General features: G+C 70.8%; 17 protein-coding genes. All 17 read left to right on the forward strand.

The genetic code is table 11. The annotated features are described in order from the left end of the window. Positions 1-12 precede the first annotated feature (12 nt). Positions 13-798 carry an ABC transporter permease gene (locus tag YIM_RS13725; protein WP_153030734.1) on the forward strand — a complete coding sequence of 262 codons (786 nt, stop codon included), beginning with the start codon at positions 13-15 and terminating at the stop codon, positions 796-798. Then, positions 798-1,652 (forward strand): ABC transporter permease, encoded by an 855-nt coding sequence (locus YIM_RS13730; protein ID WP_153030735.1) that lies wholly within the window; start codon positions 798-800, stop codon positions 1,650-1,652. The genes YIM_RS13725 and YIM_RS13730 overlap by 1 nt, the downstream gene beginning before the upstream one ends. Then, entirely contained in the window at positions 1,649-2,965 is a 1,317-nt protein-coding gene (locus YIM_RS13735) for an MCE family protein (RefSeq protein ID WP_153030736.1), read from the forward strand. Before YIM_RS13730 ends, YIM_RS13735 begins: the two co-directional genes overlap by 4 nt. Further along, positions 2,962-4,005: an MCE family protein gene (locus tag YIM_RS13740; RefSeq protein WP_153030737.1), complete on the forward strand. Its 1,044-nt coding sequence runs from the start codon at positions 2,962-2,964 to the stop codon at positions 4,003-4,005. Before YIM_RS13735 ends, YIM_RS13740 begins: the two co-directional genes overlap by 4 nt. Beyond that, positions 4,002-5,033: an MCE family protein gene (locus tag YIM_RS13745; RefSeq protein WP_153030738.1), complete on the forward strand. Its 1,032-nt coding sequence runs from the start codon at positions 4,002-4,004 to the stop codon at positions 5,031-5,033. The genes YIM_RS13740 and YIM_RS13745 overlap by 4 nt, the downstream gene beginning before the upstream one ends. After that, positions 5,030-6,223 carry an MCE family protein gene (locus YIM_RS13750; protein ID WP_153030739.1) on the forward strand — a complete coding sequence of 398 codons (1,194 nt, stop codon included), beginning with the start codon at positions 5,030-5,032 and terminating at the stop codon, positions 6,221-6,223. Before YIM_RS13745 ends, YIM_RS13750 begins: the two co-directional genes overlap by 4 nt. Further along, the gene (locus tag YIM_RS13755; RefSeq protein ID WP_153030740.1) at positions 6,220-7,383 is read left to right on the forward strand and encodes an MCE family protein; all 1,164 of its coding nucleotides are present in this window, start codon (positions 6,220-6,222) and stop codon (positions 7,381-7,383) included. Before YIM_RS13750 ends, YIM_RS13755 begins: the two co-directional genes overlap by 4 nt. Continuing rightward, the gene (locus YIM_RS13760; RefSeq protein ID WP_153030741.1) at positions 7,380-8,621 is read left to right on the forward strand and encodes an MCE family protein; all 1,242 of its coding nucleotides are present in this window, start codon (positions 7,380-7,382) and stop codon (positions 8,619-8,621) included. Before YIM_RS13755 ends, YIM_RS13760 begins: the two co-directional genes overlap by 4 nt. 17 nt (positions 8,622-8,638) lie before the next feature. Then, the gene (locus YIM_RS13765) at positions 8,639-9,136 is read left to right on the forward strand and encodes a hypothetical protein (protein ID WP_228004711.1); all 498 of its coding nucleotides are present in this window, start codon (positions 8,639-8,641) and stop codon (positions 9,134-9,136) included. Positions 9,137-9,309: 173 nt separating this feature from the next. Beyond that, positions 9,310-9,810 (forward strand): hypothetical protein, encoded by a 501-nt coding sequence (locus YIM_RS13770; RefSeq protein ID WP_153036962.1) that lies wholly within the window; start codon positions 9,310-9,312, stop codon positions 9,808-9,810. Positions 9,811-9,980: 170 nt separating this feature from the next. Then, positions 9,981-11,519: a UDP-N-acetylmuramoyl-L-alanyl-D-glutamate--2,6-diaminopimelate ligase gene (locus YIM_RS13775; RefSeq protein ID WP_153036963.1), complete on the forward strand. Its 1,539-nt coding sequence runs from the start codon at positions 9,981-9,983 to the stop codon at positions 11,517-11,519. Continuing rightward, complete coding sequence (gene murF / locus YIM_RS13780; protein ID WP_153030742.1) at positions 11,516-12,982, forward strand: UDP-N-acetylmuramoyl-tripeptide--D-alanyl-D-alanine ligase; 1,467 nt, start codon at positions 11,516-11,518, stop codon at positions 12,980-12,982. The genes YIM_RS13775 and murF overlap by 4 nt, the downstream gene beginning before the upstream one ends. Continuing rightward, positions 12,979-14,061, forward strand: a complete 1,083-nt coding sequence (gene mraY, locus YIM_RS13785) for a phospho-N-acetylmuramoyl-pentapeptide-transferase (protein ID WP_153030743.1) — start codon at positions 12,979-12,981, stop codon at positions 14,059-14,061. Before murF ends, mraY begins: the two co-directional genes overlap by 4 nt. 16 nt (positions 14,062-14,077) lie before the next feature. Then, entirely contained in the window at positions 14,078-15,478 is a 1,401-nt protein-coding gene (murD, locus tag YIM_RS13790) for a UDP-N-acetylmuramoyl-L-alanine--D-glutamate ligase (RefSeq protein WP_153030744.1), read from the forward strand. Continuing rightward, positions 15,465-16,976 carry a putative lipid II flippase FtsW gene (gene ftsW / locus YIM_RS13795; RefSeq protein WP_370468988.1) on the forward strand — a complete coding sequence of 504 codons (1,512 nt, stop codon included), beginning with the start codon at positions 15,465-15,467 and terminating at the stop codon, positions 16,974-16,976. The genes murD and ftsW overlap by 14 nt, the downstream gene beginning before the upstream one ends. Further along, positions 16,973-18,097: an undecaprenyldiphospho-muramoylpentapeptide beta-N-acetylglucosaminyltransferase gene (gene murG, locus YIM_RS13800; protein ID WP_153030746.1), complete on the forward strand. Its 1,125-nt coding sequence runs from the start codon at positions 16,973-16,975 to the stop codon at positions 18,095-18,097. The genes ftsW and murG overlap by 4 nt, the downstream gene beginning before the upstream one ends. Then, positions 18,094-19,503: a UDP-N-acetylmuramate--L-alanine ligase gene (gene murC, locus YIM_RS13805; RefSeq protein WP_153030747.1), complete on the forward strand. Its 1,410-nt coding sequence runs from the start codon at positions 18,094-18,096 to the stop codon at positions 19,501-19,503. Before murG ends, murC begins: the two co-directional genes overlap by 4 nt. The last annotated feature ends 3 nt before the right edge of the window (positions 19,504-19,506 follow it).

The raw sequence follows: 19,506 nt of genomic DNA on the forward strand, positions 1-19,506 counted from the left end.
TCCGGAGGCGCGATGGCTGGCCTGGCGACGATGCCCGGCACGGCGGCACTGGCCCAGGTGGGCAGGCTCGCCACGCTGGCCTGGGAAGTGCTGCGCGCCATTCCGCGGCGGCCGTTCCAGTTCCGCGAGTGGATCCAGCAGTGCTGGTTCTTCGCGAGCGTGACCATTCTGCCCACCGCGCTGGTGGCGATCCCGTTCGGCGCGGTGATCGCGCTGCAACTCGGCTCGCTGACCCAGCAGATCGGCGCGCAGTCGTTCACCGGTGCGGCCAGTGCGCTGGCCATCGTGCAGCAGGCGAGCCCGCTGATCACCGCGCTGCTGGTGGCCGGAGCCGGCGGCAGCGCGGTCTGCGCGGACATCGGGGCACGCAAGATCCGCGAAGAGATCGACGCCATGGAGGTGCTCGGCGTCAACCCGATCCAGCGGCTGATCGTGCCGAGGGTGCTCGCCGCGATCGTGGTGTCGGTGCTGCTCAACGGCCTGGTCAGCGTGGTCGGCGTGCTCGGCGGCTACTTCTTCAACGTGGTCATGCAGGGCGGCACGCCCGGGGCGTACCTGGCCAGCTTCAACGCGCTGGCGCAGCTGCCGGACCTGTGGATCAGCGAGATCAAGGCGTTCCTGTACGGCTTCGTCGCCGGGGTGGTGGCCGCCTTCCGCGGGCTGAACCCGTCCGGTGGGCCGAAGGGCGTCGGGGACGCGGTCAACCAGGCCGTGGTGATCACCTTCCTGCTGCTGTTCGCGATCAACGTGGTGCTGACCGCGATCTACCTCCGCATCGTTCCCCCGAAGGCGTTGTGATGACCGAGACCAGTACCGAGCGGGTGCCGGACCGGACGCTCGAGATGATCGCGCGGCCAGGGGCGTTCCTGGAGGGGTTCGGCGCGCAGCTTTCCTTCTACGCCCGCGCGATCGCCTGGATGCCGCGCACGCTCCGCCGCTATTCGCGCGAGACGCTGCGCCTGCTCACCGAGGTCAGTTTCGGCACCGGCGCGCTGGCGGTGATCGGCGGCACGCTCGGGGTGATGATCGGGATGACCCTGTTCACCGGGCTGATCGTCGGCCTGCAGGGGTATTCCGCGCTGAACCAGCTCGGCACGGCCGCGCTGACCGGCTTCATTTCCGCCTACTTCAACACCCGCGAGGTCGCGCCGCTCTCGGCCGGGCTCGCGTTGTCGGCCACGGTGGGTTGCGGGTTCACCGCGCAACTCGGGGCCATGCGGATCTCCGAGGAGATCGACGCGCTCGAAGTGATGGGCGTGCCGAGCCTGCCGTACCTGGTCACCACCCGCGTGCTGGCCGGGGTCACCGCGGTCATCCCGCTCTACGCGGTCGGCCTGCTGTCGTCGTACCTGGCGTCGCGGCAGATCACCATCTGGTTCTACGGGCAGTCGGCGGGCACCTACGACCACTACTTCGCGCTCTTCCTGCCCCCGGAGGACGTGCTCTGGTCGTTCCTCAAGGTGATCGTGTTCAGCGTGCTGGTGATCCTTTCCCATTGTTATTACGGCTACACAGCACGCGGGGGACCGGCAGGCGTGGGCATCGCGGTGGGGCGCGCGGTGCGTACCTCGATCGTGCTCATCTCGGTCCTGGACTTCTTCCTCAGCTTGGCCATCTGGGGCACCAACACGACCGTGCGGATCTCCGGATGAACCCCGGGCGCCGCATCCTCCTCGGCCGCCTGCGCCACCAGGCGCTCGGCGTGCTGTTCCTCGTGGTGGTGGCGTTGTTCTTCACCGTCACGATCGCGGTCTACAACAAGAAGTTCGTGTCCTACACCGCGGTCACGCTGGAGACCGACCACGTCGGCAACCAGATGCGCGAAGGCGCCGACGTGAAGGTGCGCGGCATGGTGGTCGGCGAGGTGCGCTCGATCAGGGCCGCCGGGGACGCCGCGGTGCTCGAACTCGCGCTGGACCCGGAGAAGACCGAGGTGATCCCGAGCAACGTCAACGCGCGCCTGCTGCCGAAAACCCTGTTCGGGGAACGGTACGTGGCGTTGCAGGTGCCGGAGCGCCCGGCGGAACCGATCGCCGCGGGCGCGGTGATCGGGCAGGACCGCAGCAGCACCGCCATCGAGCTGGAGCAGGTGCTCGGCAACGTGCTGCCGCTGCTGCAGTCGGTGCAGCCGCAGAAGCTGTCCAGCACGCTGAACGCGGTGGCCACCGCGCTGGACGGACGGGGTGAGCAGCTCGGGCAGACCCTGGTGCAGCTGTCGGACTACCTCGGCGAGCTGAACCCGTCGCTGCCCGACATCAAGGCCGACATCACCGGGCTCGCCGACACCGCCGACGTCTACAACCGCGCCGCGCCCGACTTCCTCGACGCGCTGGCGGATCTGACCACGACCACCCGGACGCTGGTGGAGAAGCAGACCGGACTGGCCGAGATGCTCGGCACGGTCACCGACGCCTCCACGGACCTGACCAGTTTTCTCGAGGTCAACAAGGACAACCTGATCAATCTGACCAAAACCGTGCGGCCCACGCTCGACGTGCTGGCGAAGTACGCGCCCGAATACCCGTGCCTGCTGCGCCAGCTCGCCGAATCGGTACCCCGCGCGGAAGAAGCGTTCGGCAAGGGAACCGACGAGATGAACCACGTGACCATCCGGATCACCGCCAGCCGCGGCAAGTACCTGCCGGGCGTGGACGAGCCGCGCTACGATGACAAACGCGGCCCGCGGTGCTATCCGGACGTGCCGCCTCCGGGCCGGTGGCCGCAGTACCCGCCGGGTGGCCCGATCGAGGACGGGTCCAGCAAGCCGGCGCCGCCGAAGTCGCCGGGGCCGGATCTGCCCGGTGGTGGCGGTGGGGCGAGTTCGCTGGCGAACTCCCCGGAGGAGCAGGAGCTGATCTCCGCGCTCACCGCGCCGGCGCTGGGCCTGCCGCCCGCCGAGGTGCCCGGCTGGGGCGGGCTGCTGGTCGCGCCGCTGTACCGGGGAGCGGAGGTGACGCTCGAATGAGGAGCTTCATCCCGGCGCTGCTGAAGATCCTGGCCTTCGCGGTGGTCACCGTGCTGCTCACCGCGGTGCTCGGGGCCACCATCGCGAACACCGACTTCGGCGACAGCGCCCGCTACAGCGCGCTGTTCACCGATTCCTCCGGCCTCAAGGAAGGCGACGACGTCCGCATCGCCGGGGTCAAGGTCGGGCAGGTGGAGTCGATCACCGTCTCCGAGAGCGACGGGGCCCACCGCGCGGAGGTGAACTTCGGCGTGGACTCGGTGCGCGAGCTGCCGGAGGCGGTCACCGCGACGGTCAAGTTCCGCAACCTGATCGGCCAGCGCTACCTCGCGCTCGGCACCGCGGTGGACGGTGACGGCAAGCTGCCCGACGGCGGCCGGATCCCGTTGGAGCGCACCCAGCCCGCGCTCAACCTGACCGTGTTGTTCAACGGGTTCGAGCCGTTGTTCAAGGCGCTCGAACCAGCACAGGTGAACCAGCTGTCCTACGAGATCATCCAGGTGTTCCAGGGCGAGGGCGGGACCATCCGCAGCCTGCTGTCGCACACCGCGTCGCTGACCTCGGCGATCGCCGACCGGGACAAGGTGATCGGCGAGGTGATCACCAACCTGAACAACGTGCTCGGCACGGTCAACCAGCAGGGACCCGGCCTCGGCGAGTTGATCGACCAGACGCAGCAGCTGGTCACCGGACTGGCCGAGCAGCGGCAGCCGATCGGGGAGGCGGTGTCCGCGCTCGGCGAGCTCACCGACACCACCGCCGGGCTGCTCGCCGAAGCCAGGCCGCCGCTGAAGGAGGACATCGCCGCGCTCGGGCAGCTGTCCGGCAATCTCGCCGATTCCGAGCAACTGCTGGACCAGCTGCTCGGGGTGATGCCGGGCAACCTGGAGAAGTTCACCCGCACGCTGAGCTACGGCAGCTGGTTCAACTACTACCTGTGCGGGCTGTCCGGCACGATCGGCGTCTCCTCGCTGAACATCACCGTGCCGTTCCTGCCGATCCCCACCAACGAGATGCCGGAGAGGTGCCAGCCGTCATGACGCCGCTGCGCGAACGGAACCAGGCCGCGGTCGGCGGCGTGGCGCTGGTGCTGGTCGCCCTTGTCGCCGTGGTCACCTACACCTGGAACAACCTTCCCTTGCTGGACAAGGGAATCGGCTACTCCGCGGAGTTCGCCGAGTCGGCCGGGCTGGCCGCGGGCAACGAGGTGCGGGTGGCCGGGGTGACCGTCGGCGAGGTGACCTCGGTGGAGCTGGACCGGAAGAAGGTGCTGGTCGAGTTCGAGGTGGAGCGGGTGAGCGTGCCGGACGCGACGGTCGCCTCGATCGAGATCAAGACCCTGCTGGGCGAGAAGTTCCTCGCGCTGCACCCGTCCGGGGAGTCGCCGCAGGACCCGGCCGAGAGCATTCCGCTGGACCGCACGCGCACGCCGTTCGAACTACAGGACGCGTTCGAGAAGCTGTCCGACACCGTGCAGGACGTCGACACCGACCAGCTGGCGCAGAGCTTCAACGTGCTCTCGGACGCGCTCAAGGACACCCCGCCGCACCTGCGCGAGGCGCTGGACGGCTTGTCCTCGCTGTCGAAGACGGTGTCCTCGCGCGACACCGAACTCGCGAACCTGCTCTCGAACACCAGCCAGGTCTCGAAAACGCTGTCGGACCGCAACGCCCAGCTGTCGCGGATCATCGGGGACGGCAACCTCCTGCTCACCGAACTGCAGAACCGCCAGGACGCGATCACCCGGCTGCTGGACGGTACGAAGCAGTTGTCCGACCAGCTTTCCGGGCTGGTGGCGGACAACCGGGGGCAGCTGAAACCGGCGCTGGAGAAGCTCGGCAAGGTCACCGACGTGCTGCACCGCAACCAGGACAACCTCAGCCGAAGCCTGGAACTGCTCGCCCCGTTCACCCGCATCGGCGCGAACGCGACCGGCAACGGGCGCTGGTTCGAGGGCTACATCTGCGGTCTGCTGCCGCCGGTGATCACCGTGGCCGGGGCACAGATCAATCCGGAGGGCTGCTCACCGCCGATCGCCGCGCCGAACCAGGGGGTGGCTCCGCGATGACCGTCGAGACCAGGGCCGGGCGGAGCCTGCTGTCGTGGCTTTCCCTGGCGTGCGTGGCGTTGCTGGTGCTCGCCGCCGGACTGTGGTTCGCCGTGCGCGACCCCGGTGGCACCAAGATCACCGCGTACTTCGAGAAGACCGTCGGCCTCTACGCGGGTTCCGCGGTGCGGGTGCTCGGGGTGCCGGTCGGCGAGATCACCGAGGTGACCCCGCAGGGCGGTGTGGTGCGGGTCGAGCTGCGGGTGGACGGCGGGGTGCAGATCCCCGAGGGCGCCGGTGCGGTGGTGGTGGCGCCGAGCCTGGTCAGCGACCGGTACGTGCAGCTGACCCCCGCCTACGACGAGGGGCCGGAGCTGGCTTCCGGCGCGGTGATCGGCACCGAACGGACCGCCACCCCGGCCGAATTGGACGACCTCTACGGCAGTCTGAACGAGCTGTCGACCGCACTGGGCCCGCAGGGGGCCAACTCCGACGGCGCGCTGTCGCGGGTGCTGGACACCGCGGCGGCGAACCTCGACGGCAACGGGCAGAACCTCAACGACACGGTCACCCGGCTCTCCGAACTGTCCAGAACGCTCGAAGGTTCGAAGGGCGACATGTTCGCCACGGTGAAGAACCTCAAGTCGTTCACCGAAATGCTGGCGGGCAGTGACAAGCAGCTCAACGAGTTCTACGCTCGACTGTCCGATGTGGCCGGTTACCTGTCCTCGGAGTCCGACGACGTCGGCGCGGCGCTGACCGGGCTCGCCACCTCACTGGACGACGTGCGCGCCTTCGTCGAGGAGAACCGCGACCTGCTCGGGTCCAATGTGGACAAGCTGGCCGGGATCACCAAGGTGCTGGTGGACCAGCGGGGCGCGCTGGCCGAGGTGCTCGACGTCGGGCCGACCGGCATGACGAACTTCATCAACACCTACGACGCGGCCTCGGGCAGCATCGCGGTGCGGTACAACGCCAACGAACTCGCGCACCCGCTGATGGTCACCCTGTGCAAGCTGGTCAGCGCCGGCACGCCCGCGCAGTTGCCGGACACGCTGGGGGAGTTGTGCCAGGGGCTGGCGCCCATCATCGACGGCACGCTCAAGGTGCCATCGCTGCCGCAGCTGCTCAACTCCATCCAGAACGGCGAACTGCCGCCGTTGCCGCTGCCGCTGGTGGATCTGCTCTCGGGCAATCTGGGGATCAAATGACCAAGTGCGCGAAGCTCGCCGCGGTGCTGGCCGGTGCCTTGCTGCTCGGCGGCTGCACCGGGTTCGCCGGGATGTACGACACCCCGCTGCCGGGCGGGGCGGATCTCGGCGACCACCCGTTCCGGCTGACCGTGCAGTTCACCGACGTGCTGGACCTGGTGCCGCAGGCGGCGGTGAAGGTGGCCGATGTGCCCGTCGGGCGGGTCGAGGAGATCAATCTGTCCGAGGACACGCACTACGCGGTGGTGAGCATCGCGGTCAACGGTGACGTGGTGCTGCCCGCGAACTCGGGCGCCGAACTGCGGCAGTCCAGCCTGCTCGGGGAGAAGTTCGTCGAACTGCGCGGGCCCGCGGCCGGTGAGGCGGCGGAGGCCAGACTCGGTGACGGCGCGGTCATCCCGCTGGCGAAGACCAACCGCAATCCCGAGGTCGAAGAGGTGCTCGGCGCGCTTTCCCTGCTGCTCAACGGCGGCGGCATCGACCAGTTGCGCACGATCAGCCAGGAGCTGACGAACGCGCTGTCCGGCAACGAGGCCGACATCCGCGCCCTGCTGTCCAGAGTGGACGAAGTGGCCACCGAACTGGACGGGCACAAGGGCGAGATCGTGCGGGCCATCGACGGGCTGAACCGGCTCTCGTCCACGCTCGACACGCAGACCGACGACCTCCAGGTGGCACTGAACGACCTCGCGCCCGGGCTGCAGGTGGTCACCGCGCAGCGCGATCAGCTCGTCGGCATGCTGCAGTCGCTGGACAAGCTCTCCGGGGTCGCGGTGAGCACGGTCAACGCCAGCCGCGACGAGCTGATCGCCGATCTGCGGGCGCTGGAGCCGACCCTGGAGAAGCTCGCCGAGGCCGGGCAGAACCTGCCGACGGCGCTGAAGATCCTGCCCACCTATCCGTTCCCGGACGCGGCGGGCGCGGTGGTCAAGGGCGACTACGCGAACGTGCGTGCCCGCGTCGACCTCAACCTGGACTCACTGGTGCAGAACTTCCTCAACTCCTCGCAACCGCCGATCGCGCTGCCGCAGAACCCGTCGATCCCGCCGCCGCCGTCACTGCCGCTGCCGACCGCGCCACCACCGCTGAGCGTGCCGGGTGGCGGGGTGCTGGGCGGACTGGACGGGCTGCTCGGCGGCATCCTGGGAGGTGGGGGATGACGCTCGGTCGCAAGCACCGCATCCAGCTGCTCGCCTTCGTGGTGATCGCGGTGGTCTCGGTGGTCTACGCCGGTGGCAACTACGCCGGGCTGGACCGGCTGCTCGGCGCGCGCGGTTACCTGGTCACCGCGCGGCTGGCCGACTCCGGCGGCATCTTCGTCAACGCCGAGGTCACCTACCGCGGGGTGACCGTGGGCAAGGTGACCGAGCTGGTGCTGCGCCCCGACGGCGTGGACGTCCGGCTGGACCTGGAGAGCGACGGGCCGAAGATCCCCGCCGACACCGCCGCGGTGGTGGCCAACCGCTCGGCGGTCGGGGAGCAGTACGTCGACCTGCGGCCACTGCACGAGAACGCGCCCTACCTGGAGGAGGGCAGCGTGATCACCAAGGACCGCACGCAGATCCCGGTCTCCCCGGACACCGTGCTGTCCAATCTGGACTCGCTGGTGTCCAGTGTGGACCCCCAGTCGCTGCGCACGGTGGTGGACGAGGCCTATCTCGCCTTCGCCGACGCCGGGCCGGACCTGCGGCTGCTGCTGGACACCGCGGGCTCGTTCACCGCCACCGCCACCGAGCACCTGCCCGACACCAAGGCGCTGCTCGCCGACGCGCGGGTGGTGCTGGACACCCAGCGCCGCCAGGGCGACAACCTCACCTCGCTGGCCAGCGGGCTCAAGGACATCAGCGCGCGGCTCAAGGAGTCCGACCCGCAGTTGCGCAAGGTGATCGACGACGCGCCGAAGCTGAGCAGGCAGGTCAGCGAGGTGCTGGCCACCTCGGGCACCGATCTCGGCGTGGTCTTCGCCAACCTGCTGACCACCGCGCAGATCACCACCGTGCGGGTGGACTCGGTGGAGCAGCTGCTGGTGGCGTACCCGGTGATCTCCGCGTTCAGCCGCTCGGTCACCTCCAACGGGGAGGGGCACCTCGGTTTTGTGCTGAACCTGTTCGACCCGTACTCGTGCACGAAGGGTTACGAGGGCACCAAGCAACGACCCGCGAACGACACCAGTGAACTTCCGGCGAACACCGAGGCGTACTGCGCCGAGCCGCCGGGCAGTCCGACCGGGGTGCGCGGGGCGCAGAACGCGCCGTACGCGGGCAAGCCGGTGGAGGTGCCGAAGCCGTCACCGCAGGCCCCGGCGCCGCAGGGGCAGGCGAAGCTGCCCGGTCTGCTGGACCTGGCCGGGCTGCCCGGCTCGGAAAATGTCGGCGGACTCTTGGGCTTGCCCGATTGATCTGGAATCGTGCGCGTGTGAAATCCGTGAACCTCCGCCCGCTGCGGCGCGGCCTGCTCGTGGCCGCGGTGCTCGCCGTGGCCGCGGCCGCCTGGTTCGGCTGGTCCTGGCGGGCCGCCGCGCAGGACGACGAGCTGACCCGTGCGCGGGAGCGCGACGACGTGCTCTCCACCGCGTCATCCGCGCTGACCGCGTTGAACACGGTCGACTACCGGACCGTGCAGTTCGACTACGACCGCTGGCTGCAGGTCAGCACCGGCCAGTTCGGCAAGGACCTGGCCGCCGACCGCGAGGTGCACCTCAAGCGCACGGCGGAGACCAGGACCATGGCCACCGCCTCGGTGCGGCAGGCGGCGCTGGTGGAACTGCTCCCGGACACCGCGCGGCTGGTCGCCGTGCTGGACGTGCGGATCGGGATCAACAGCGAGCCGCCGGTGCCCAACCGCAGCCGGTTGTCCGTCGAACTGACCCGGACCGACCAGGGCTGGAAGGTGAGCGCCGTCCAGGCGGGCTGATGGCTAAGGACAAGCACGAAGAAGACGAAGTGACCGGAACGCATTCGGGCACGCTGGAACTGGACAGTGCCGAAATCGAGGCCGAAACCGAATCCGGGGCCGAAACCGGAACCGGCACCGGAACCGGCGCCGAAACCGAAAAGCCGGTGGAAACGGGCAAAACGGATTCCCGGCTGGCCACCTCGATCGCCCTGCTGACCGCGGTGGTGGTGCTCGCCACCGGGTGCGCGGTCTGGTTCGGCGTGGAAGCGGGACGGCTGTCCGAAGGGGACCCGTCGGCGAACCTCGCCCTGGTGGACACCGCCGCGACGGCCGAGGTCTCCGACCAGGTCGGGGCCGCGGTGAAGGCGATTTTCTCCTACGACTACGCGAATCTCGACCGCACCGAGCGGGCCGCGGGCGGGTTGCTGGTGGACAAGGCGGTCAACCAGTACCGGGACAGCTTCGCCGCGGCGAAGCGGCAGGCCGAGGCGGAGAAATTGGTGCGCACCACCACGATCCGCTCGGCGGGCGTACGGGAACTGCGGGCCGACAGCGCCCGGTTGCTGATCTTCCTCGACCAGCAGACGTTGCGCCCCGGCGAGAACGGGCAGACCTCCTCGGCTGCCCATCTCGACGTGCACGCGAAGAAGATCGACGGTTCCTGGAAGATCGCCGAACTCACCGCGCTCTAGGACGGTGCGCCGAACCGTGCTTGCCCCCGGTCCGCGCTACCAAAGCGCGATCGGCCGCTCGCACCCAGTACCGCCTTGGGTCACCCGGATGCGCCGCCGGTAACCTGCCGCCTGTGTCTGTCAACAACGATGGGCCTGGCAGGTCCGGCGGGCAGGTGCCGGACAGCCCGGTGAAGGCCGTCGTCGCACCGCCCCGGCCGGCGCTGACCGAGCCGGTCCCGCTGAACACGCTGGTCGCCCGCGCGGACGCCCGGCTGATCGCGCCACCCGAAAGCGTGGAGAACGCGGTGACCGGCGCGACCCTGCGCGCCCAGCACGTCCTGCCCGGCGACCTGTTCGCCGCCCTGCCCGGTGCCCGCGCCCACGGTGCGGACTTCGCCGACGCCGCGATCGCCGCCGGTGCCGCCGCGGTGCTCACCGACGAGGCCGGCGCCGAGCGCCCGGCCGTGCGCGACGCCGGGGTGCCGGTGCTCGTGCACCCCGAGCCGCGCCAGGCGCTCGGCCTGATGGCCGCCTGGATCTACGGCGAGCCGTCGCTGAAGCTCTCGGTGCTCGGCGTGACCGGTACCTCCGGCAAAACCACCACCGCGTACCTGATCGACTCCGGGCTGCGCGCGGCCGGCCGCACCACCGGGCTGATCGGCACGGTGGAGACCCGGATCGCGGGCGAGCGGCTGGCCAGTGCGTTCACCACGCCCGAGGCGCCCGATCTGCAGGCGCTGTTCGCGGTGATGGTGGAGCAGGGCGTCACGCACACCGCGATGGAGGTGTCCAGCCACGCGCTGGCGCTGGGCCGGGTCACCGGCACCCGGTTCGCGGTCGGCGCGTTCACCAACCTCTCCCAGGACCACCTCGACTTCCACCGCGACATGGAGGACTACTTCGCCGCCAAGTCGCTGCTGTTCGACGGCCGGTCCACCACCGAGGTGGTGGTGGTCGACAGCGCGTGGGGCCAGGCGCTGGTCACCCCGCACACGGTGACCGTGTCCACCGAACCGGAGAACGAGGCGGCCTGGACCGCGACCGAGTTGACCGCGTTGCCCACCGGCGAGCAGTCGTTCGTGCTGCACGCGCCCGGCGGGCGCACCGCCACCGCGAAGATCCCCTTGCCGGGGGAGTTCAACGTGGCCAACGCGTTGCTGGCGGCGGCGATCCTGGACGTCACCGGGGTGGAACTGCCCGACATCGTGCGCGGGATCGGCGAGGTCGAGGTGCCCGGCCGGATGGAACGTGTCCACTTGGGACAGCCGTTCACCGCGGTGGTCGACTACGCGCACAAACCGGCCGCGGTGGCGCAGGCGCTCGACGCGCTGCGCGCCCGCACCGACGGCCGCGTGATCACCGTGCTCGGCTGCGGCGGCGACCGCGACACGGCCAAGCGCCCGATGATGGGCGAGGCCGCGGCCAAGCGCAGCGACGTGCTGATCGTGACCGACGACAACCCCCGTTCCGAGGAACCGGAGCCGATCCGCGCGGCGATGCTCGCCGGCGCGCGCTCGGCCGGTGCCGCGGGCGGGGAGATCGAGGAGATCGGCGACCGGCGCGCTGCCATCGCGCGCGCCGTGGAACTGGCCGGACCCGGCGACATCGTGCTCGTCGCGGGCAAAGGCCACGAGACCGGGCAGGAGGCACACGGCGTGGTGCACCCCTTCTCCGACCGCGACGAGCTGGAAGCCGCGATCCGTACCCGGCTGGGGGTGCACGCGTGATCGCGCTGACCCTGGCCGAGATCGCCGAGATCGTCGGCGGACGGCTGCACGGCACCGACGGCAGCCCACGGGTGACCGGATCGGTGGAGTTCGATTCGCGGCAGCTGACCGAAGGCGGGCTCTTCCTCGCGTTGCCGGGGGAGAAGGTCGACGGGCACACCTTCGCCGCCAAGGCGGTCGCCGCCGGTGCGGCCGGGGTGCTCGCCGCCCGCGAGGTCGACGCGCCCGCGGTGATCGTGCCGCCGCTGGACGAGGGCGTGGCGAACGAGCGCGCGATGGTGCTCACCGGGGACACCGACGGCTCCGGTGCCGCCGTGCTGGCCGCGCTCGGCAAGCTCGCCAGGCACGTGGTCCGCGAGCTGTCGAAAACCGGGCTGACCGTGGTGGGCGTGACCGGTTCGTCCGGCAAGACCTCCACCAAGGACCTGATCGCGCAGCTGCTCGAACCGCTCGGCCCGACGGTCGCGCCGCCCGGTTCGTTCAACAACGAGCTGGGTCACCCGTGGACCGCGCTGCGTGCCGACACCAGCACCCGGTACCTGGTGCTGGAGATGTCGGCCCGCGGCCCAGGGCACATCGCCGAGCTGGCCGAGATCGCCCCGCCGCGCTTCGGCGTGGTGCTCAACGTCGGCAGCGCGCACGTCGGCGAGTTCGGCTCGCGCGAAGGCATCGCCAAGGCCAAGGGCGAGCTGCCGGAGGCGCTGCCGGAAGACGGTGTCGCGGTGCTCAACTTCGACGATCCGCTGGTCGCGGGCATGGCCTCGCGGACGAAGGCGCGGATCGTCGGCGTCGGTGAACATCCCGACGCGACCGTGCGCGCCGAGAACCTGGTGCTCGACGAGCAGGCCCGCGCGTCCTTCCGGCTGGTCACCCCGGCCGGTTCCGCGGAGGTGAAGCTGCCGCTGCACGGCGAGCACCACGTGGGCAACGCGCTCTCGGCCGCCGCCGTCGCGATGGAACTCGGCGCTTCGGTGGCCGATGTCGCCGCCCGGCTCTCGGCGGTGACCCGGCGCTCCGCCCGGCGCATGGAGGTCACGACCAGGGAAGACGGCCTGCTCGTGCTGAACGATTCGTACAACGCCAACCCGGAATCGGTCCGTGCGGCGCTGAAGACGCTCGCCTCGATGAGCGCGGGCCGCCGATCTTGGGCGGTCCTCGGTGTGATGGGCGAACTCGGTGCCGATAGCGTGACCGCGCACGACGAGATCGGCCGCCTGGCCGTCCGGCTGAACATCGGCAGGCTCGTGGTGGTCGGCGAGGACGCCGCCGCGATGCATCAAGGCGCGAGCCACGAAGGTTCATGGGGAGAGGAGTCCGTCCTGGTGCCCGACACCGACGCCGCCATCGCCTTGCTGCGCGAACAGCTGCGGCCGCAGGACGTGGTGCTGGTCAAGGCATCCAAGGTCGCCGCGCTCTGGCGGGTGGCCGACGCGGTGCTCGCGGGTACTGGCGGTGAGGCGTGATCAGCATCCTGATCGCGGCATCCGTCGGCCTGCTGGTCTCCATCCTGCTCACGCCGTACCTGATCCGGGTGTTCTCCCGGCAGGGCTTCGGCCAGGAGATCCGCGAGGAGGGCCCGGCCGGGCACAAGTCCAAGCGCGGCACGCCGACCATGGGTGGCGTGGCGATCATCATCGCGATGGTCGTCGGTTACTTCGTCGCCCACCTGATCAACTGGATGGGCGACGACTCCAGCAGCGGCCCGTCGGCGTCCGGCCTGCTGGTGCTCTTCCTCGGCGTCGGCCTCGGTGTGGTCGGTTTCCTGGACGACTTCATCAAGATCCGCAAGCAGCGCAACCTCGGCCTGAACAAAACGGCGAAGATCGTCGGCCAGGTCGTGGTCGGCGTCGCCTTCGCGGTGCTGGCGCTGCAGTTCGCCGACGAGAACGGGCTCAGCCCGGCGTCGATGAACCTGTCCTACGTGCGCGACATCGAGCTGATCGTGCTGCCGATCCCGCTGTTCGTGCTGTTCACCCTGGTGGTCATCTCCGGCTGGTCGAACGCGGTGAACTTCACCGACGGCCTGGACGGCCTCGCCGGTGGCGCGGCGGCGATGGTGCTGGCCACCTACGTGGTGATCTCGTTCTGGCAGGCCAGGCTCAGCTGCGCGGAGAGCCCCACCGCCGCCTGCTACAACGTGCGCGACCCGCTGGACCTCGCGGTGGTCGCCGCGGCCGCCACCGGCGCCTGCGTCGGCTTCCTGTGGTGGAACGCCGCGCCCGCGAAGATCTTCATGGGCGACACCGGTTCGCTGGCGCTCGGCGGCCTGGTCGCCGGGCTGTCCATGACCACCCGCACCGAACTGCTCGCCATCGTCATCGGCGGCCTGTTCATGGTCGAGATGATCTCGGTGGTGCTGCAGATCGCGGTCTTCCGCACCACCCGGCGGCGGCTGTTCCGGATGGCGCCGTTCCACCACCACTTCGAGCTGGCCGGCTGGGCCGAGACCACGGTGATCATCCGGTTCTGGCTGCTGTCGGCGATCTGCTGCATGTTCGGCCTCGGCCTGTTCTACAGCGAACAGCTGGCCGGCGGCGGTTAAGCAGGAGGTACTTCAGATGGAGCTGGCCGGACGCCGTGTGCTCGTGGCCGGGGCGGGGGTGACCGGCAAGTCCGTGGTCACCGCGCTGCTCGGCCTCGGTGCCGAGGTCACCGTCACCGATGGCAACGCCGAGCGCCTCGCCGAACTCGACGGGCTGGGGGCCGCGCTGGCCCCCGGCCTGACCGAACCGCCGGAGGGCACCGCGCTGGTGGTGACCAGCCCCGGCTGGCGGCCGACCGCGCCGCTGCTGGTGGCCGCCGGGGTGGCGGGCGTCGAGGTGATCGGGGACGTCGAGCTGGCTTGGCGGATCGGCCAGGACCTGCCGGTACCGCCGGTCTGGCTGGCGGTCACCGGCACCAACGGCAAGACCACCACGGTCGGCATGCTGGAGTCGATCCTGCGCGCGGCCGGTGCCGACGCGGTGGCCTGCGGCAACGTCGGGTACGCCGTGCTGGACGCGGTACTCGCCGGGCACCGGGTGCTGGCCGTGGAGCTGTCGAGCTTCCAGCTGCACTGGTCGAACTCGCTGGCGCCGCGCGCGTCGGTGGTGCTCAACCTGGCCGAGGACCACATCGACTGGCACGGCTCGATGGCGGAATACGCCGCGGCCAAGGGCAAGATCCACCAGAACTCGGCCACCGTGGTGCACAACTCGCTCGACGAGTGGTCGGTCCGGCTGGCCGCCGCGTACGCGCCCGAGCACGCGACCCCGGTCGGCATCGGCGTGGACACCCCGCGCCCCGGCGAGCTGGGCGTGGTGGAGGATCTGCTGGTCGACCGCGCTTTTGTGGCCGATCCGGTGCACAGCGCCGAGGAACTGGGCGCCCTGTCCGACGTGCGCCCGGCCGGTGCGCACAACGTGCTGAACGCGCTCACCGCGGCGGCGTTGGCGCGTGCGTACGGCGTGCCCGCCGACGCCGTGGCCAAGGGCCTGCGGGAGTTCCAGCCGGGCGCGCACCGGGCGGTGGAGGTCGGCGAGGTGGCCGGGATCCGTTACGTCAACGACTCCAAGGCCACCAATCCGCACGCCGCCGCCGGCTCGCTCGGCGCTTACCCCGACGTGGTCTGGATCGCCGGTGGGCAGCTCAAGGGTGCCGCGGTGGACGCGCTGGTCGAGGCCGCGGCCGACCGGTTGCGCGGGGTGGTGCTGCTCGGCGTGGACGCGCCGGTGATCGCCGCCGCTTTGGCGCGACACGCGCCGGATGTCCCGGTGAAGACGCTCCCGCCGGGTGACGATGAGCCCATGACTGCGGCGGTGAGTGCGGCCAGTGCCATGGCACGTCCAGGGGACGTGGTGGTGCTCGCGCCCGCGGCCGCCTCATTGGACATGTTCCGCGACTACGCCCAGCGGGGCGATGCCTTCACTGCCGCGGTGCATGCCATGGCGGGCCGGGGGCCGAACAGTGACAGCAGCTGAGCAGACCGACCAGGAGAGCAAGACCGGCGCGGGCCGGGCCGCGCGGCGCCGCGCCAAGGGCGAGCGCCAGCCGAGGAGCTTTTCCGCCGAGCAGTTCGCGCTGACCGCGTGGCTGTCGCGGCCGCTGGCCTCGTTCCACCTGGTGCTCGCCGTCACCGGCACGCTGACGGTGATCGGGATCGTGATGGTGCTGTCGGCCTCGTCGCCGTCCTCCTACAATCCCGAGACCGGCTCGTCGGTCTACGCGCTGTTCCAGAAGCACCTGATGTTCGTCGGCATCGGCTCGCTGGCCTTCCTGATCGGGCTGCGGGTCTCGCTGCGCCGGATCCGGGCGCTGTCGTCCACCGCGATGGTGGTCTGCCTCGGCCTGCTGATGCTGGTGCTCACCCCGCTCGGCAAGAACGTCAACGGCTCGCAGGGCTGGTTCGTGGTCGGGCCGTTCTCGCTGCAGCCGGTCGAACTGGCCAAGGTGGCGCTGGCGCTGTGGGGCGCGCACATCCTGGTGATCAAGTACAACGTGCTGCACCAGTGGCGGCACCTGCTGGTCCCGGTGGTGCCCGCGGCGCTGCTGATGTTCGCGCTGGTGATGGCGCAGCCCGACCTCGGCGGCACGGTCACCCTCGGCGTGGTGCTGGTCGCGCTGCTGTGGTTCGCCGGCGCGCCGAAGCGGCTGTTCGGGGTGATCCTGGCCGGCGGTGTCGGTGGCGCGGTGATCCTGGCGCTGGTCGCGCAGTACCGGCTGGACCGGGTGATGACCTTTCTCAATCCCGGCGCCGATCCGCAGGGCAAGGGGCTGCAGGCCAACCAGGCGCTCTACGCCATCGCCGAGGGCGGGTTCTTCGGCAAGGGACTGGTGCAGGGGCAGTCGAAGTGGCGCTACCTGCCGAACGTGCAGCACGACTTCATCTTCGCGCTGATCGGCGAGGAACTCGGCTTTGTCGGCTGCGTGGTGGTGATCGGCCTGTTCGGCCTGCTCGCCGTGGTCGGCATGCGGATCGCCACGCGTAACCTGGACCCGTGGATCCGGATCGTGGCCGGCACGCTGACGGTGTGGGTGGTCGCGCAGGCGGCGATCAACATCGGCTACGTGATCGGGCTGCTGCCGGTCACCGGGGTGACCCTGCCGCTGATCTCCTACGGCGGCACCTCACTGGTGGTGACCATGCTGCTGCTCGGCATCCTGGCCAACTGCGCCCGGCACGAACCGGAGGCGGTGGCCGCACTGCGCACCCAGGGGCCGGGTAAATTCGGGCGACTGCTGCGCCTGCCGGCGCCGGAGCCGTACCGGCCGCCGACCAAGCGCCGTGGCTCCACCGGTACGCGGAGCAGCGGGACCAAGCGCGGCCGCCCGGCGGCCCGCGGTGGCGGCAGGCCCGTCCCCGGGGAGCGGCGCGGTGGCGCGACGAGGGCCACTACCGCACGTAGCAGTACCGCACGCAGCAGTACCGCACGCGGAAGTGCGGCACGCGGAAGTTCGACACGGAGAGGACGTCGGTGACAGACCCGGCAGTTGGAGCGGACAGAGCCGTCGATCAGGCGGCGCCGACGGTGGTGGTGGCCGGCGGCGGCACCGCGGGCCACATCGAACCCGCCCTCGCGCTCGCGGACGCGGTCAAGCGCCTGCGGCCGGACGCGAAGGTGATCGCGCTCGGTACCGCGCGCGGCCTGGAGACCAAGCTGGTGCCGGAGCGGGGTTACCCGCTGGAGCTGATCCCGCCGGTGCCGATGCCCCGCAAGCCGACGCCGGAGCTGCTCCGGCTGCCGCTGAAGGTGCGCGATTCGGTGAAGAAGACCCGCGAGGTGCTGGACCGCGTGGGGGCCGACGTGGTGGTCGGCTTCGGCGGTTACGTGGCGCTGCCCGCGTACCTGGCCGCGCGCGGGCGCGTGCCGATCGTGGTGCACGAGGCGAACAAGACGGCCGGACTGGCGAACAAGGTCGGCGCGCGGTTCGCCAAGCGGGTCGCGGTCGCCGTGCCGGGCACGCCGCTGCCCAACGCCGAGGTCGTCGGCATCCCGCTGCGCCGCTCGATCACCACGCTGGACCGCGCCGCCCTGCGCGCCGAGGCACGCGAGCACTTCGGGCTCGACCCGGACGCGCCGACCCTGCTGGTGTTCGGCGGTTCCCAGGGCGCGGGCTCGATCAACAACGCGGTTTCCGGCGCGGCCAAGGACTTCGCCGACGCCGGCATCGGCGTGCTGCACGCGCACGGCCCGAAGAACACGCTGGTGGTGCAGGAGTTCCCGGACAAGCCGGCCTACGTGCCGGTGCCGTACCTGGAGCGGATGGACCTGGCCTACGCGGCCGCCGACGCGGTGCTCTGCCGTTCCGGCGCGATGACCGCGGCCGAGGTCTCCGCGGTGGGCCTGCCGGCGATCTTCGTGCCGCTGCCGCACGGCAACGGCGAGCAGGCCCTCAACGCCAAGCCCGCGGTCGACGCCGGCGCGGCGCTGCTGGTCGAGGACGCCGACCTGACCACGGGCAAGGTGGCCGAGCTGGTGGTGCCGCTGGTGGCCGACGCGGCCAGGGTGGCGAAGATGAGCGCGGCCGCGGTGGGCCTCGGCCACCGCGAGGCCGACGAGGTGCTGGCCCGGATCGTGCTGGAGGCGGCGGCGAAATGACGGAACTCCCCGAGGTGCTGCGGCGCGCGCACCTGATCGGCATCGGCGGCGCCGGGATGAGCGGTATCGCCCGCATCCTGCTCGCGCGCGGTGCCGAAGTGTCCGGTTCGGACGCGAAGGACTCCCGCGCCTTTCCCGGCCTGCGCGCGCAGGGCGCGAAGATCGCGGTCGGGCAGGCGGCGGAGAACCTGGACGCCTTCGACGGCGGGCCGAGCGCGGTGGTGGTGTCCACCGCGATCAAGGACAGCAATCCGGAGTTCGCCGCGGCGCGTGAGCGCGGCATCCCGGTGCTGCACCGGGCCGAGGCGCTGGCCGGGTTGATGGAGGGCCACCGGGTGGCCTGCATCGCCGGTACGCACGGCAAGACCTCGACCACCTCGATGCTGACCGTGGCGTTGCAGCACTGCCGGCTGGACCCGTCCTTCGCCATCGGCGGGGACCTCAACGAGTCCGGTTCGAACGCGCACCACGGCACCGGCGGCATCTTCGTCGCCGAGGCCGACGAGAGCGACGGGTCCTTCCTGGCCTACTCGCCGTCGGTCGCGGTGGTGACCAATGTGGAGCCCGACCACCTCGACCACCACGGCACCGCCGAGGCCTACGTCGAGGTGTTCACCAAGTTCGTCCGGCGGCTGGAGCCGGGCGGGCTGTTGATCGTCTGCGGTGACGACGCGCCCGCCGCGGAACTGGCGGGCAAGGCCGAGGCCGAGGGGCTGCGGGTGCAGCGCTACGGCCGCGCGGTCACCGGCGCGGACGACGCGAAGGTCCTCGACTACCGGCCGGGTCCCGAAGGCGGGGTCGTGCGGGTCGCCGTCGGCGGCAAGGAACTGGACGTGCTGGTCGCGGTGCCGGGTGAGCACATGGCGCTCAACGCGGTTGCCGCGCTGCTCGCCGGGATCGAGCTGGGCGCGCCGGTCGAGGAGCTGGCCGAGGGGCTGGCCGCGTTCGGGGGGGTCCGGCGGCGGTTCGAGTTCAAGGGCCGCTCCGGCGACGTCCGGGTCTACGACGACTACGCCCATCACCCGACCGAGGTCGCCGCGCAGTTGCGCGCGGTGCGGCACGCGGCGGGCCAGGGGCGCGTGATCGTGTTGTTCCAGCCGCACCTGTACTCGCGGACGAAGGCCTTCGCCACCGAGTTCGCCGAGGCGCTGGGCCTGGCCGACGAGGTGGTGCTGCTCGACGTGTTCGGCGCGCGCGAGGAGCCCGAGCCGGGGGTGAGCGGTGCTCTCATCGCGGAGCAGGTCACTTCTTCCGTGCACTACCAGCCCGCGTTCGACCAGGTGGTGACGCTCGCGGCCGACCTGGCGAAGCCGGGCGACCTGGTGGTCACCATGGGCGCCGGCGACGTCACGCAGCTCGGTCCGGAGATCCTCGCCGAGCTGGACCGCCGGAGCGAGCAGGGCTAGCGC

The organism is Amycolatopsis sp. YIM 10, from assembly GCF_009429145.1.
Classification (GTDB): Bacteria; Actinomycetota; Actinomycetes; order Mycobacteriales; family Pseudonocardiaceae; genus Amycolatopsis.